This is a genomic window from Enterobacter sp. MGH 24 (assembly GCF_000493015.1).
Lineage (GTDB): Bacteria > Pseudomonadota > Gammaproteobacteria > Enterobacterales > Enterobacteriaceae > Enterobacter.
The window spans coordinates 308,280-321,753 of the sequence record NZ_KI535657.1 but is presented as its reverse complement, the minus strand read 5'-3'; the positions used below and the strand labels follow the sequence as shown (position 1 = coordinate 321,753).

At 53.6% G+C, this 13,474-nt stretch carries 12 protein-coding genes; 4 read left to right on the top strand and 8 right to left on the bottom strand.

Annotated elements, in window-relative coordinates; genetic code table 11:
• Positions 1–187: 187 nt before the first annotated feature.
• Positions 188–922 carry a class I SAM-dependent methyltransferase gene (locus L370_RS20225; RefSeq protein WP_023333153.1) on the top strand — a complete coding sequence of 245 codons (735 nt, stop codon included), beginning with the start codon at positions 188–190 and terminating at the stop codon, positions 920–922.
• Here L370_RS20225 and L370_RS20230 read toward each other — a convergent pair.
• Positions 916–1,518 carry a short chain dehydrogenase gene (locus L370_RS20230; RefSeq protein ID WP_023333152.1) on the bottom strand — a complete coding sequence of 201 codons (603 nt, stop codon included), beginning with the start codon at positions 1,516–1,518 and terminating at the stop codon, positions 916–918. The two genes, L370_RS20225 and L370_RS20230, sit on opposite strands and share 7 nt — an antisense overlap.
• Before the next feature lie 97 nt (positions 1,519–1,615).
• Here L370_RS20230 and L370_RS20235 point away from each other — a divergent pair, with 97 nt between their 5' ends.
• From L370_RS20235 to L370_RS20245, 3 genes are all read left to right on the top strand, one after another.
• Positions 1,616–2,503, top strand: a complete 888-nt coding sequence (locus tag L370_RS20235) for a LysR family transcriptional regulator (protein WP_023333151.1) — start codon at positions 1,616–1,618, stop codon at positions 2,501–2,503.
• Between the two features lie 20 nt (positions 2,504–2,523).
• Positions 2,524–3,705, top strand: coding sequence for an aminotransferase-like domain-containing protein (locus L370_RS20240; protein ID WP_023333150.1), 1,182 nt, complete (start codon positions 2,524–2,526; stop codon positions 3,703–3,705).
• 85 nt (positions 3,706–3,790) lie between these two features.
• The gene (locus L370_RS20245) at positions 3,791–4,309 is read left to right on the top strand and encodes a DUF6622 family protein (protein ID WP_023333149.1); all 519 of its coding nucleotides are present in this window, start codon (positions 3,791–3,793) and stop codon (positions 4,307–4,309) included.
• A gap of 178 nt (positions 4,310–4,487) precedes the next feature.
• Here the strand turns inward: L370_RS20245 and L370_RS20250 are convergent, their stop codons facing one another.
• The 7 genes from L370_RS20250 to L370_RS20280 form a co-directional block, all read right to left on the bottom strand.
• Complete coding sequence (locus tag L370_RS20250; protein WP_023333148.1) at positions 4,488–5,009, bottom strand: YrhA family protein; 522 nt, start codon at positions 5,007–5,009, stop codon at positions 4,488–4,490.
• 9 nt (positions 5,010–5,018) lie between these two features.
• The gene (locus tag L370_RS20255) at positions 5,019–6,170 is read right to left on the bottom strand and encodes an HNH endonuclease signature motif containing protein (RefSeq protein ID WP_023333147.1); all 1,152 of its coding nucleotides are present in this window, start codon (positions 6,168–6,170) and stop codon (positions 5,019–5,021) included.
• 131 nt (positions 6,171–6,301) lie between these two features.
• On the bottom strand, positions 6,302–7,687 hold the full coding sequence (locus L370_RS20260) for a tyrosine-type recombinase/integrase (protein WP_023333146.1): 1,386 nt from the start codon (positions 7,685–7,687) through the stop codon (positions 6,302–6,304).
• A gap of 213 nt (positions 7,688–7,900) precedes the next feature.
• Positions 7,901–8,338 (bottom strand): hypothetical protein, encoded by a 438-nt coding sequence (locus tag L370_RS20265; RefSeq protein ID WP_023333145.1) that lies wholly within the window; start codon positions 8,336–8,338, stop codon positions 7,901–7,903.
• Positions 8,339–8,665: 327 nt separating this feature from the next.
• Positions 8,666–9,835, bottom strand: a complete 1,170-nt coding sequence (locus L370_RS20270) for a putative HlyD family type I secretion protein (protein WP_155858063.1) — start codon at positions 9,833–9,835, stop codon at positions 8,666–8,668.
• A gap of 10 nt (positions 9,836–9,845) precedes the next feature.
• Entirely contained in the window at positions 9,846–12,044 is a 2,199-nt protein-coding gene (locus L370_RS20275) for a type I secretion system permease/ATPase (RefSeq protein WP_023333143.1), read from the bottom strand.
• Positions 12,041–13,444: a TolC family outer membrane protein gene (locus tag L370_RS20280; RefSeq protein WP_023333142.1), complete on the bottom strand. Its 1,404-nt coding sequence runs from the start codon at positions 13,442–13,444 to the stop codon at positions 12,041–12,043. The genes L370_RS20275 and L370_RS20280 overlap by 4 nt, the downstream gene beginning before the upstream one ends.
• Positions 13,445–13,474 lie beyond the last annotated feature (30 nt).

Genomic DNA, 13,474 nt, shown 5'->3' with positions numbered 1-13,474 from the left:
CGAGTCTCCTCTTCTATGCCAGTTATAACTGTTACCCATGTATCCGGTCTAAAGTGTTACCCATGTTTCCGGTTCATACCCTGCGCTTACCCGGCCTACGGTTCACGGTTTTGTAGGTCGGGTAAGGCGAAGCCGCCACCCGACAATGCAGTATACTGCTATGCACGTTCTTAAAGAGGGATCTGCCATGGCACAAAACATCTACGACAACCCGGCGTTTTTCGAAGGCTATGCCCAGCTTCCGCGCTCGGTTCAGGGGCTGGACGGCGCGCCGGAGTGGCCCGCGCTTAAGGCCATGCTGCCGGATTTAACCGGCAAATCGGTTGTCGATCTCGGCTGCGGCTACGGCTGGTTCTGCCGCGCAGCCCGCGAGCTGGGCGCTGCTGACGTCACTGGGGTCGATATCTCAGAAAAGATGCTCGCCCGCGCAGCGGAGCTTACCGATGACCCACAGATTCACTATCAGCGTAGCGATCTGGAATCTCTTACGCTCAACGAGAACAGCCTCGATCTGGTCTATAGCTCCCTGGCGCTGCACTACCTGCCGGAACTCGATACGCTATTCGCCAGAGTTCAGCGCGCGCTCAAGCCCGGCGGCAGCCTGGTCTTCTCAATGGAGCACCCGATTTACACCTGCGCCACCCGTCAGGGCTGGCTGACCGACGATAATGGCGAGCGGTTCTGGGGCGTAAACCATTATCAGGATGAAGGCAGGCGCGTCAGCAACTGGCTGGCGGACGGGGTGATCAAGTATCACCGCACGCTGGGCACCACGCTTAACGCGCTGATCGGGGCCGGATTAACAATAAGCGACGTCAACGAGTGGGGGCCAACGCAGGCGCAGATTGACGCCTGGCCTGCGCTTGCCGAAGAGGCGGAACGCCCGATGCTGGTGCTGATCTCCGCGCGTAAGGCTCAGTAACCCACCTTATACACCCGACCGCTCTGCACCCCTTCCACGCTGCGGCGGTAGGCCTGCGCCACGGTCGCGGCGGGAACGCTTTCAAAGCCCGGGAAGAATCCGTCGTACGCTTCGGCGGATTCGGTGAGCACCGTCGGGCTAATCAGGTTGATGCGGATCCCACGCGGCAGCTCACACGCTGCGGCGCGGACAAACCCTTCCAGCGCCGCGTTTACCGTGGTGGCATTCACGCCCTGGGCAATAGGCTCGTGCGCCACGATGCCGCTAATCAGGGTGATCGAGCCGCCCTCGTTCAGGTAGTGCTGGCCGGTCAGCGCCAGGCGCACCTGCCCCAAAAGCTTATCCTGAAGGCCCTGGTTGAAATCGCTGTCCTTCATGGTCGCGAGCGGGCCAAAGTAGAGGCCACCGCTGGCGGAGACAATGGCATCCACCGGGCCGATTTTCTCAAACAGCGCCTGGACGCTCGCCTGCGAGGTGATATCCACCTGCTCGTCGCCCTGCGTGCGGCCGACGCGGATGACCTCGTGGCGACGACTCAGCTCTTCCGCTACTGCACGACCGACCGTACCGCTGGCACCAATAATGACGATTTTCATAGCCGACTCCTTATGTTGTGAGCCTTCATTCTTTAATAAATAAAAATGCAGATAAACTGGGCTAAAGTTAGAAGATTGCTAACCAGAGGTTCGGAATATGGATAAGCTTCGCAGCATGGAGACCTTTATTGCCGTGGTTGAAAGCGGCAGTTTTACCGGTGCGGCGGCACGGCTGGAGATGTCGGCGGTGATGGTGGGGAAATACGTTGCGCTGCTGGAATCACAGCTTGGCACCCGCCTGCTGGAGCGTAACACGCGACGCCAAAGCCTGACGGATGCCGGACGGGTCTATTTCGACGAGGCGAAGCGGGTGCTGGAGCAGGTCATGATTGCCGAAAGCGCGGTTGAACGGCTGCGCGCCGTACCGTCTGGCACCCTGCGCGTCACGGCACCCACGTCGTTTGGCGGCTGCGTGATTGCCCCGCTGACGGCAACCTTTTTACAGCGCTACCCGGAAGTACGCATTGAGCTGGATCTCACCAACCGGATGGTCGATCTGGTGGAGGAGGGTGTCGATCTGGCCATTCGCATTGGTGACGTTCGCAATGACGATCTGGTGGCGAAGTACCTGTGCCCCTACAACATGGTGATCTGCGCCGCGCCGGATTATTTAGCGCGACACGGCACGCCGCAAACGCCAGACGATCTGGTGGATCATCTGTGTCTTTCGCACACGGTGTGGACGGCACGTAACGAGTGGCGGCTGCCGGGCGTGGAAGGTGAGGTGCGCTGGAAGCGGGATGCGGTCTTAAGATGTAACGACGGCTACGGCTTACGCATGGCCGCGCGAGCCGGGGCGGGGCTGTTGCTACAACCGGAAGTGCTGGTGGCGGAAGAGCTGGTAAGCGGCAGGCTGGTGCGGGTGCTGGAGCAGTACACGCCCGCGCCGAGGCCGGTGCATTTATTGTGGCGCCAGGATTTACGTCAACTGCCTAAGCTTACGGAATTTATCGCCCATATTCTGCTAAGATTGGGCACAATATAAAAAAAGAAGGTAATCAAAGAATGTCTGCAAACAAACTCGCCAGCAGCGCGCAGGGCCTGCAATCCTCTGCCATCCGTGAATTATTAAAACATAGCAAAATGGCGGGGGTGATTTCGCTGGGCGGGGGTATTCCTAATCCCGATCTGTTCGATCACGAAGGGCTTAAAATTGCTGCCGATGCCGTCTTATCACAGCATTTTGGCGAGGCGTTTCAGTACGGCCTGACCGAAGGCGTACCGGGACTGCGGGAAGAAATTCAGCGCATCTGCGAAGGGCGAGGTATTCGCTGCAAGGCGGATGATGTGGTGGTGACATCCGGTTCGCAGCAGTCTCTCGACGTGCTGGCGCGTGCATTAATTAACCCGGGCGATACCGTTGTGGTTGAGCGTCCAACCTATCTTGCTGCGCTGCAGGTATTTGGCCTGGCGCAGGCGAATTTTGAATCCGTTGGCACCGACGGCGACGGAATGAACGTCGACGAGCTCGAAGCGCTGGCGGCAAATAAAACCATCAAAGCGGTCTATATAGTGCCGACGTTTGGCAACCCTGGCGGGGTAACCCTTTCTGAAGCGCGCCGTAAGCAGCTGGTGGAATTATCGAAGCGCTATGACTTCGTGATTATTGAAGACGATCCGTACAGCGAGATTAATTATACCGATGAAGTGTTCCGCCCGTTAATTGCCCATGCCAAAGATATCGGCAACGAAGAGAACGTGGTCTATACCTCGACCTTTTCTAAAATTCTCGCGCCGGGTACGCGCGTAGGCTGGGTGCTGGTGCCGGAATGGCTGAAGCGCGCGGTGGTGAACCTTAAGCAAACCACCGATCTGCACACCAGCACGCTGTCGCAGCTGATGACGTACGAATACCTGAAAACCGGTCGTCTGCCCGATCAGATTAAAACGATCCGCGAAGCCTATCGCCAGAAATACCAGACGTTTGCCACTGAACTGGAGGCCGAGCTGGGCGATGTGATGTCGTTCCACAAGCCGAAGGGCGGCATGTTCCTGTGGGCGAAGATGAAAAATGGTAGTAATACCACCCGCTGGCTGGAAAAAACGTTAAGTAACGGCGTAGTATTTGTGCCGGGCGAATTTTTCTACTGCAATGAGCCAGACCATTCAACGCTGCGTATGTCGTTTGTCACGCCAACGGATGACGAGCTGAAGGAAGCGGTTCAACGCCTGAAAAAATCGCTGTAAAAGACCTGCGCATAATGGCGTTCTGGCCATTATGCGCAATACGCGTTCAGGGCGGCACGGGCCGCGATCGTCCATGGAGATCTCCATGTTTGAATTTCTGTTCGGTGTCGTTACGCATACGCCCGTCTGGGTGTGGGTGCTGTTTATCTTCCTCATCTCTCGCGGCATTAAAGCCCGCAGGCCCGCCACCGTCACGCTGGAGCGGCTTGCCATCATTCCGGGCATCTTTCTTATCTGGGATATTTACGATCTGGTGGTCTACCGCACGCTGACTCCCGGAACTGTCGCCTTGTGGACGGCGGGGATCCTCGCCGGGGCCGCGCTGGGGTATTTCCTGATTAAGCAGGCGGCTATCACCCGCGCAGAGGCGCCGCGCAGCCTTTACCGCCAGGCAGACTACACCGCGCTGCCGTTTATGATGCTGGCGTTCGGCGTGAAGTATGTGCTGGGCGTGATGAGCGCGGTCTCTCCGCAGACGATGCAGCAGCCTGCCATGAGCGCGCTGGCGATCGTCTCCGGCGGCGTGTTTGCGGGCGTGTTTATCGGGAAATTTGCGCGCTATGTTGGGGTGTATAACCGTACCGCACCGCGCCCGGCGGGGTGACGTTATTCTATCGCGTGTGCCAGCGTGCGGTCTGCAGCATCACCGCTGAGGGCTCGCGTGACTTCATGGATCCGCCAGATTTTCCCTTCACGCATCGCGGCAAACAGATAAACCTCGATAGAGTCCCTTTTTCAACTTAAACTATTACTTAAAATAAGTATCACACTCGATTTTACATTCATAATTCCGTCGTGCTAATTATATACTTTAGAATTCCGTTGAATTCATTGAATGATTCTAGAACCCCTGGGGCTATCTTATCTCGGACTTCAAATATTTTACATTCCATATTGTATAAAAAGTATGACATACTATCTTCTCCTATAACGATGCTATCTTTTAAATCCGGATCTATAAATATTTCATTATCTCTATAATAAAAATTCATTGTATAAATATTTGACCACAACAGTTCCCCATCAGCAACCTGACTGAACCCATATATCGTCGCCGCATTAAATTCTAATCCATCAATTTTCGCATAAAAATGTTTAATATCCTGCCTTTCGTCAAATATTGTTTTTATGTCCTGGTGTACATTTTTCTTTATTTCATTCCATTCTGCGGGTGGTATGTCGCTTTGAATAAAATTTTTTATGTCTTGAGTGAGCGGTGTTGCGATAGTGTAATGATATTTGATCATATTGTTTTTTAATATTTCAATTGATTTATCAATATCTTGAAAATTTATACTTTCCATTGTTCACTCCTATTTTTTGTAAAATGTTCCATTTGGCATAGGCCATAATGTATCAATGCTTTGACCAGGTATCAAATCTTTAGTTACGGATTTTTGCACACCAGTTAATACATTATGATATGGCTTTGATTGTATTAATATCAAATTTCCAAAGCTATTATCCCCTCCATCATCGAGAGGTAATTTATGATGAACCTGCCAGGTCTCAGGAACACCACCACGCGCCATTAATTCAATTTGAGCGGCATTAAAATAATTATCAATACCAGGTTCGACAGATAAACTTTTCATAAATTTTTTTCTGACAGAATTATCAAACTCTTTTCTAAGTATTAAATATTCATCACGCGGTCTGCGTAAGTAATTTATCTCTTCAATTTTAACGTCCTGCAAGAAAACTTTTGAATTTTTTGTTTCCCCCAAAAATCCTGTTAGCTCTTCAGCCATCGCAGGATTCTTTACTAAAAGAATAGATGCAGCCGCTATACCGATACCGATATTTGTATCAGTCATAACTCCATCATAACCCTCTACCGTTTCTTTACCCAGTTGCTCCGCAGTTTTCCTGAAGTCATCAATATTATTATTGTATATCCCACCTGCTGCAAGGAGACGACCTACATTTTTATTATTTAATGTTTTAGTCGATTGAGCATGTTGCTCAGGTTCAACATAACCCGGTGCACCGTATTGAATTTTTTGGGTTAGTCTGGGTTTTATTCCTCGATTTCTTTCTAAGACTTCCTGATATGCGCCCATCACAACATCACGGAATGAACTATCCCACGCATCTCGCATAAAAGGTTCATAAACAATATTCCCTTCTTCATTAAAATAAAAAGGATTATTATACCAGGCCCAATGCTCTTCTCTATCTACAGCAATCAACCATCCTAGTTGCAAATTCCTCTTTACCTCATCATATATTGGATCATAATAAACTAAACTTTTTCTTTTATATTTTTCCCCGAAGAATCTATTTCCGTTCCTTTTTCTTTCTGGCAAACGAAAACGCAGTTGCTGTTCATAATAATCATAGTCTAATTCATAATAGCTACATGCCAATTCCAATCCTCTCTTTGGACTTACTATCCTTTCAAAGTCTGTAATATTGGCTCTCCGTCTAAAATCATATTGTTCATAAAGTTCAAATCCAGGCATTTTGTTTCCTCTATCTATTCAAATGGTAGAAACATTCACTATACATGCATGGAAATAATATCTTTTCTTTGTTGATAAGGAAGCAAATGTCCATAAATAAAATCCGAATTGCATTTATATGCAATTCGGATCTAAATTTTTATGGCTGAAAAATTACTTATGCAAAAATCACGTTGCAAAACTATATCATTTTCCATGATTTTATTGATAATTTCCATACCATCATCTTCTAACAAAAGACTTAACGCCTTTTCCCATTTTAAAGTAGTTTCGCGCTTTCCAATGAAGTAATCATATTTATCATAGTGCTTTTTACTGATGGTTTTGTTTACATGCTGATTGACTATGTCACGTTCATTTTCTGTAAAATGTAGCATTCCTGCGAGTGTTTTAAATGTACGGCGAATATCACGCATAGAGAATGGCTGATCAAAATGTATTTTTGCGAATTCGTTCATATGCTTTTTCCATGCATCACTATTAAGTCCTATAGTGGGTTTTTCCATCTTAGTAATCGGATTTGCTTTTAATTCCTTTTTGTATTTTTTTAATTGTTCTTCATAGTTTACGTTTGGGAAAAAGAAATCACTATCCGGATAGCGAGCTGCTTGATCATTTAGAATTTCTTTGGCTTTATTACTGATGAATATTGCTGTTTCGATTCCGGTTTTTGAGAACTCTTTAGCAAGAACTATTTTATTTTGTTCCGGGATATATCTGCTTTTTTGTAAGTGACATAACTCGAACGGGCGTTGTCCACACGTATAAAATCCAAGTTCAACTAAACTTTGTACATCAGGAGGAAGGACATTTTTTTCGTTATCAAATAGCGTTAACAGATAACGTAGCTCTTTAAAGTCAAGATAACGATCGCCTGGTGTACCAGCCTCAAAATTCTGGACATTACGCACCGGATTATGAGCAATCTGAAACTGCACTCCGTTGCATGCAACATCACTAAGCGGATCATTATCAGCAACAATGCCGTATTCAAAAAGAGCATGAAGTTTTTTCCTGACTTCTTTCGCTCTTGACATGAAATCTTGCTTTGTCCAGTGCTGGATGCAGCGTGTGATCTGCACAGACGTAATCTCATTAGCTATTTCATCACCTGTGAAGAGTTTTAGTTTGATTAGCTGTTCAAACAGTGCGCCATACTGACTTATCGTGCTGCGGTGTCCAGAGCGCGATTTGAAGGCTATGAAAGCCGCAAAGAGTTCGCGCAGTGTTCCTGTTCGCATTTTTTTACCCATCGCGTCAGAGCGACTCTGGAGGGGCATACCCGCAAGTTCAGCATAGCGTTGCGTAGCCTTTTCTAATGTGAAGTGAGGCCAGTCGCCCAGCGTTTTAAACTTACGTTTTCCATCAGCCTGGAAACGATAGACAAAGGATTTACGACCTGAAGGAAAAATTTTGATACCTAATCTGCCCGTTCCCCTGGTGCCATCATCCCGGAAAACATAGTAGGCTGAATCTTTTGCGCGTAGTCCGCCAATCACACTATCATTTAACCGCATTGTTGCTTTCTCCTTTTGCATAAGCGGTGCATACAATTTGCATAACAGCGGGTGTTGTTGTGGGTGCTGTTACACTGAAATCGTATGCATCCAGATAGGATTGCACAACTGTTAAATAGACTTGTTAATCAGTGAGTTACAACAAGTCTGCGATTAAATTATAGTCAATGATTTTGAATGTTCCTCTCCCCGTGGGAGAGGGAGAAAACCATGTCAACCCAGCAACGCGACGCCAGCCTCGGTTCTCAGCCAGCGCGGGGCTTTTAGCTGGTCAGCAAAATATCCTGTCAGTTCAAAGAGTAAATCTCCCATCACACGAGCGGATTCAGGGGCGAGCGCTCCCCCCATCAACAGTTGCGTAATTTCCTCGCAATAGCGACAGAGCTGATCGGATTCAGCGTTAAATGCAGGTTCACATTCGGGGAACACATTGACGGTAAGACGTTCCTGTAAGTGCTCAGGGAGCGGCTCCAGCAGCATCGGGCGAAGCAGGGCGAGGGTCGATGCAAGACGACCGCAGAGCGCTATTTTTCTTGCAGGATCGGTCTCTTCCACCAATGCTTCGCAATAGCGTTGGCAGTTGTCGGCAAGTTCAGTGAAGTCGGTATTGTGGCCGAAGGGGGTCGTGAAAAGTGCGTTACTGGTGGTCATATGACAGTTTCCATTAAGTGATTAAGACCCTGCCAGAGAAATGCCAATTTCCCGGGTGGCAGGACTGAACGGAGTTGGCATTACCGGTCTTAATGGACACCGGCGCGTCTTGCGACGCCCCCGTCCAGCCCACCATTGAAATGTAGCCAGACGCACGGCGCAACAAGAGCTCACGCCGCCATTAAGTTTAACCGGGATGCCAATCCCGACGCCAGATTTTGCTGGCGTGGAAGGAACATACGCCCGATTAACCCTAATAAAAAGCAGGCTATCCAGAAGAAGTTAAATCCTGCGAGGCGGCTTCAGAAAATGATGTAAGGCGTTTCATCACCGCTCCCGCAGCGCCTCTTTCGCGCGGTTAAACGGCTTGATCAGATAATCCAGCACCGTTTTCTCTCCGGTCTTAATGTCCACCGTCGCAATCATCCCCGGCACAATCGAGAAGTGCCTGCCCGCCTTATTGACCAGGTAATCCTGGCTGGTGCGGATAAACACCCGGTAGTAAAACACCTCCGGCTTGGCTTCGTCCTGGATAGTATCCGGGGAAATCGTCTCAACGACCCCGTGCAGCCCGCCGTAAATGGCGTAGTCGTAGGCGGTGATTTTGACCAGCGCCTCCTGGTTTGGGTGGATAAAGGCGATATCGCGCGGCGACAGTCGGGTTTCAATCAGCAGGTGATCGTCCACCGGCACAATCTCCATCAGCTCACCGTTGGGCGGGATCACGCCGCCGATGGTGGTGACCTTGATGTTTTTCACGATCCCGCGCACCGGGGATTTTACCGTCAGACGGGTGACGGAATCCTGGCGGCCTTTGAGGATGGCGGAGACCATATCCACCTCCGCGTTCGCTTTGGATAACGCCTCGCGCGCCTGAACGTAATACTGCGAGCGCACGTCGGTGAGCTTCAGCTCCAGGTCACTTTTCTGTCGCTGCAGGCGCAGCACCTCCACGTGGCTGGCGGCACCGGTTTTGACCAGCCGCTGGGTGATGGCCAGCTCCTTGTTGGCGAGATCTAACGCGGCGCGCAGCTCCCGCTGGGTATCCTCCAGCTGCGCGCGGCGGGAGTTGTACAGCCGCGTTTCGTCAGCAATCAGATCCGGCCATTTTGCCAGCGAAGGAGGGAACTTCAGCGGGAGATCGTTTACCTCGGCGTACAGGCGGGCGCTGGAGGCCAGTGAGGCCCGGTAGCGCGCCGCGCTTTCGCCGACGTTCGATTCGGAACGCGTCGGATCGAGCCGCGCCAGCACCTGTCCGGCCTGCACCTGATCGCCCTCGTGGACGTTCAGCTCGGTGAGGATCCCGCCGTCGAGAGACTGTAAGACCTGTTCGCGCGAGCTGGGGATCACTTTACCCGAGCCGGTTGACACCTCGTCCAGTACGCCAAACCACGCCCAGACGCCCAGCACCACAAACATCAGCAGCGAGAAGAGCACGATCCGACGCGCGCCCGTGTAGCTGCTTTCGGAGTCGAGGGCGTTATCCAGATCGTCCATTGCCGCCACGTCACGCTGACTGATTTTCATTTTTCCACTCCCGTCCGGTTGCTGCCTGCTGCTGTTGCTGCTGCATACGGCTGTTGCTCAGCGCCTGGGCTTTTGGCGCGTCCATCACCAGCATCCCCTCTTTCAACACCACGACGCGCTCCACCAGTTCCAGCACCGGTACGCGATGCGTGGCGACAATCAGAGTGCGATGCCCGAGCCAGTCGCCCAGACGCTGGATGAATTCCCGCTCGGTATGCTCGTCCAGCGAGGCGGTGGGTTCATCCATCAGGACAATATTCGGATCGCGCAGCAGCATTCGCGCCAGCAGAATAGACTGGCGTTGCCCGCCGGAGAGTCCCACGCCGTTTTCCATGATCGGGTAGTCCAGCCCTTTGGGCAGTTTCTGCACAAAGCCCGCCGCGCCGGTCAGCTCCAGCGCCTCAAAGATCTCTTCGTCGGTGGCGCGCGGCATGCCGAGGGTGATGTTTTCGCGGAGGGTGCCGTAAAACAGCCGGGCGTTCTGGGTCATAAAGCCGACGTTGCGCCGGACGTCGGCCACGTCGAGATGCGGCAGGCTGAAGCCGTCGAGCCGCAGCTCGCCAGCCGCCAGATCCATCCCGCCCGCCATGGCCTGTAGCAGGGTCGATTTCCCGGCGCCGTTGCGCCCGAGGATCGCCACTTTTTCACCCGGCCTGATTTCCAGACGGTTAATACGCAGCGCCATGCGCGGATCCTCCGGGTGATAGCGGAACTGCGCCTGTTCAAAGAGATAGTGACCGCGCAGCACGTCCTGGCGGATCGGCGTCTCCTCGCGCTGATTCTCGGTGGGAAGCTGCATGATGCTGTCCAGCCCCTCTTTTGCCGCTTTGACCTGCTGCCAGCGGGCCAGCACGCCGCACAGCGTCGCCATCGGGGCAATCATGCGGGAGGCCAGCATTGACGCCGCGACCACCGAACCGGTGGTCAGGGTGCCGTCGATCACCATCGGCGCGCCGACTACGATCACGGCGGCGTAGACCAGGCTCTGAATGGTCATCCCCCAGCTGATCAGGTTCTGCGTCAGTTCGCGGGTGCGCAGGCCGGATTCCGCAGTGATCTGGATATAGCTGTTCCACTGCTGCAAAAAGCGGTTTTCCGCCTGCATCAGCTTGATGTCCTCCAGCCCCTGCACGCTCTCCACCAGCACCGCGTTGCGCAGGGTCGATTCATGGGCCGACTGTTTCGCCAGTTCCGCCAGCTTCTTCTGCAGCAGCAGGCCGGGCAGGACCATGATCGCCGCCGCGACCGGGGCGATCCACGCCAGCTGCGGGGCGATGATCGCCAGCACCACCACGAACAGGAAAAAGAAAGGTAGATCAACAATCGTCGAGATGGTTGATGAGGTCACCATCTCGCGGATCTGCTCCAGCTCGCGCAGCTGAGAGATAAAGCTGCCGGTGGAGCGGGGAATAGCGCTGTTGCGCAGCCGCAGCGCGTGGCCGAATACGCGATCCGAAACGCGCATATCCGAGCGCTTGCCCAGCAGATCCATAATGTGCCCGCGCGCCACGCGCAGTACAAAACCAAACAGGGTGGCAATCAGTACCCCGATGGTCAGAACGTAAAGCGTCGGGTAGGACTGGGCGGGGATCACCCGGTCATAGACCTGCATGGAAAAGACGATCCCGGATAGAGACAGCACGTTGATAAAGAGGGCGGCCAGCATGACCCAGCTGTAGGGGCGCAGGTCGCGCATCACCAGCCGGTAGAGCCAGTCCGGGCGGTATTTTGAGATATAGGCATCCACGCGGCTGTCCTTCAGCGCGGCGAGTGGACGCAGGGCAATAATGTGTCGGATAGCGGGCAGCATCGCCGTCATCGACAGTCGGTTGGTATACATCTCATCGCCGAAAAAACTGACCTCCAGCGTATCCTCCCCGTCGAAATGCTCGATCACGCCGATCCTGCCGTCGTTCATCGCCACCACTACCGGCAGACGCCAGCTGTTTATCGCCTGCCGATCGTCGGTAAGAAGCTGAAACGACAGCCCCGCTTCGCGGGCCAGCTGGGTGAGGGCGGGTACCATCGGTTTGCCTTTTAGCCACGGTGCGCCTGCAATCAGCGCGCCGGGTGAGCAGGCGACGCGGTAGCGCGTGGCGACAAAACCAAAGGCCTGCGCCCACTGGGCCAGAGCTTCATCCGTCATGTTTTCACCTTGTGGGATATTACGCTGCTTCATGGCTGGATCTCCACGGTCTGGATGGTGCGGTTATCAAGATCGAACGCATGACGCAGCTGTCCGGTGTTATACAGGCAGTTGAGCTGCAACTGGTGCAGCTGGCCGAGGGTCTGCTGCTGGGTGAAGCGCGCCTGATAGACCTCCTGTTCGGCATTGAGCACGTCGAGCAGCGGGCGCGAGCCGAGATCCAGATACTGCTGCTGGTAAAGTTCGCGGGTGCGGGCGCTGAGCGCCTCCTGGCGGCCCTGAATTTGCAGCGTGCTTTGCAGGCTCATCACCTGGCTGCGGGCTTCCAGCAGTTTCTGGCGGACATCAAGACGCGTGCGCTGAATGGTGGACTGCGCCGCCTCCACCGCGTGTCCGGCAGCGTTACGCCGGGCGGTGAGGCCGCCGCCCTGGTAGATCGGCATCTGCACTTTCACCCATGCGGAATACTGGGTGCGATCCCGGGTTTCGCTCCCCGCATAGCGATCGTTCATGTAGTGGCGCACCTCCGGCTCCAGCGAGACGGTCGGCGTCATCTGGGCGTCGGCGTAGTCGAGGTTAGCCTGGGCGACGTTAGCCTGCGCCCAGGCGGCAAGTACCGCGGGAACCAGACGGTCATCCGGCTCGGCGATGTCGCAGCTCCGGCCCAGCTTTTGCGGGAAATCGTTGCTGATCGCGTTCAGGCTGTTCCAGCCGAGAAAGCTCATCAGCGTGGCGCGGGCGCTGTCCAGGCTGGCCTGGTACTGCATCAGCTGGGCGCGTGCGCCTTCGATACGGGCATCGGTCTGCACCACGTCAGAGAGCGACGTTGCCCCTTCGTCGTTACGCTGGCGGGTCAGCGTGCCGATGGAAGAGAGGGCTGAAAGTTGCTCTTTAGCGGTGTCGACCATCTGCTGCATGGTTTGCACCTGTACCATGGCGATGGCGGTATCGTGGGCGATGGTGTCGATGCTCACCAGCACGTTGGCCTGCTGCTGGGCCACGCCGGCGCTCTCGGCGCGCACCTGGCTGGCCACTTTGCCGAAGTCGTAGAGCATTTGCGAGAGAGAAAGCACCAGCGACGGCGTAAAGCCGTTCTGGTCGCCGTCGTGGGAATACCCGTTGTCCACGCCGGCATTAATCTGCGGATAGTATTTTGATTTCGCGACGTCCACCTCTTCGCTCTGCTGGTAGAGTTTGCCCACGGCTTCGCTGATGGCCGGATGCCAGGTGACGGCGCGGTTGACGGCGTCGCCAAGCTGTAACGAACCGGGAGCGGCGTTGCCAGCCGCAGGAGCCACGCGGCCATTGAGTGAGGGGAGTTCCTGCGTTTCGCGCAGTTGTCCGGTATTGATGGTTGCCGCCGGGTTCGCGCATAGAGCAGGCACAGATATCAGGCAGCACGAGAGCCACCAGTAAGGCATCTTCATTCCCATGTCATGTCCCTAATAAAATAAGTAAAGCTT

What these genes read in the sequence shown, in the direction of transcription:
- L370_RS20225 (WP_023333153.1), top strand. Translation starts at nt 188, where the DNA reads ATGGCACAAAACATCTACGACAACCCGGCGTTTTTCGAAGGCTATGCC.
- L370_RS20230 (WP_023333152.1), bottom strand. Translation starts at nt 1,518, where the DNA reads ATGAAAATCGTCATTATTGGTGCCAGCGGTACGGTCGGTCGTGCAGTA.
- L370_RS20235 (WP_023333151.1), top strand. Translation starts at nt 1,616, where the DNA reads ATGGATAAGCTTCGCAGCATGGAGACCTTTATTGCCGTGGTTGAAAGC.
- L370_RS20240 (WP_023333150.1), top strand. Translation starts at nt 2,524, where the DNA reads ATGTCTGCAAACAAACTCGCCAGCAGCGCGCAGGGCCTGCAATCCTCT.
- L370_RS20245 (WP_023333149.1), top strand. Translation starts at nt 3,791, where the DNA reads ATGTTTGAATTTCTGTTCGGTGTCGTTACGCATACGCCCGTCTGGGTG.
- L370_RS20250 (WP_023333148.1), bottom strand. Translation starts at nt 5,009, where the DNA reads ATGGAAAGTATAAATTTTCAAGATATTGATAAATCAATTGAAATATTA.
- L370_RS20255 (WP_023333147.1), bottom strand. Translation starts at nt 6,170, where the DNA reads ATGCCTGGATTTGAACTTTATGAACAATATGATTTTAGACGGAGAGCC.
- L370_RS20260 (WP_023333146.1), bottom strand. Translation starts at nt 7,687, where the DNA reads ATGCGGTTAAATGATAGTGTGATTGGCGGACTACGCGCAAAAGATTCA.
- L370_RS20265 (WP_023333145.1), bottom strand. Translation starts at nt 8,338, where the DNA reads ATGACCACCAGTAACGCACTTTTCACGACCCCCTTCGGCCACAATACC.
- L370_RS20270 (WP_155858063.1), bottom strand. Translation starts at nt 9,835, where the DNA reads ATGGACGATCTGGATAACGCCCTCGACTCCGAAAGCAGCTACACGGGC.
- L370_RS20275 (WP_023333143.1), bottom strand. Translation starts at nt 12,044, where the DNA reads ATGAAGCAGCGTAATATCCCACAAGGTGAAAACATGACGGATGAAGCT.
- L370_RS20280 (WP_023333142.1), bottom strand. Translation starts at nt 13,444, where the DNA reads ATGGGAATGAAGATGCCTTACTGGTGGCTCTCGTGCTGCCTGATATCT.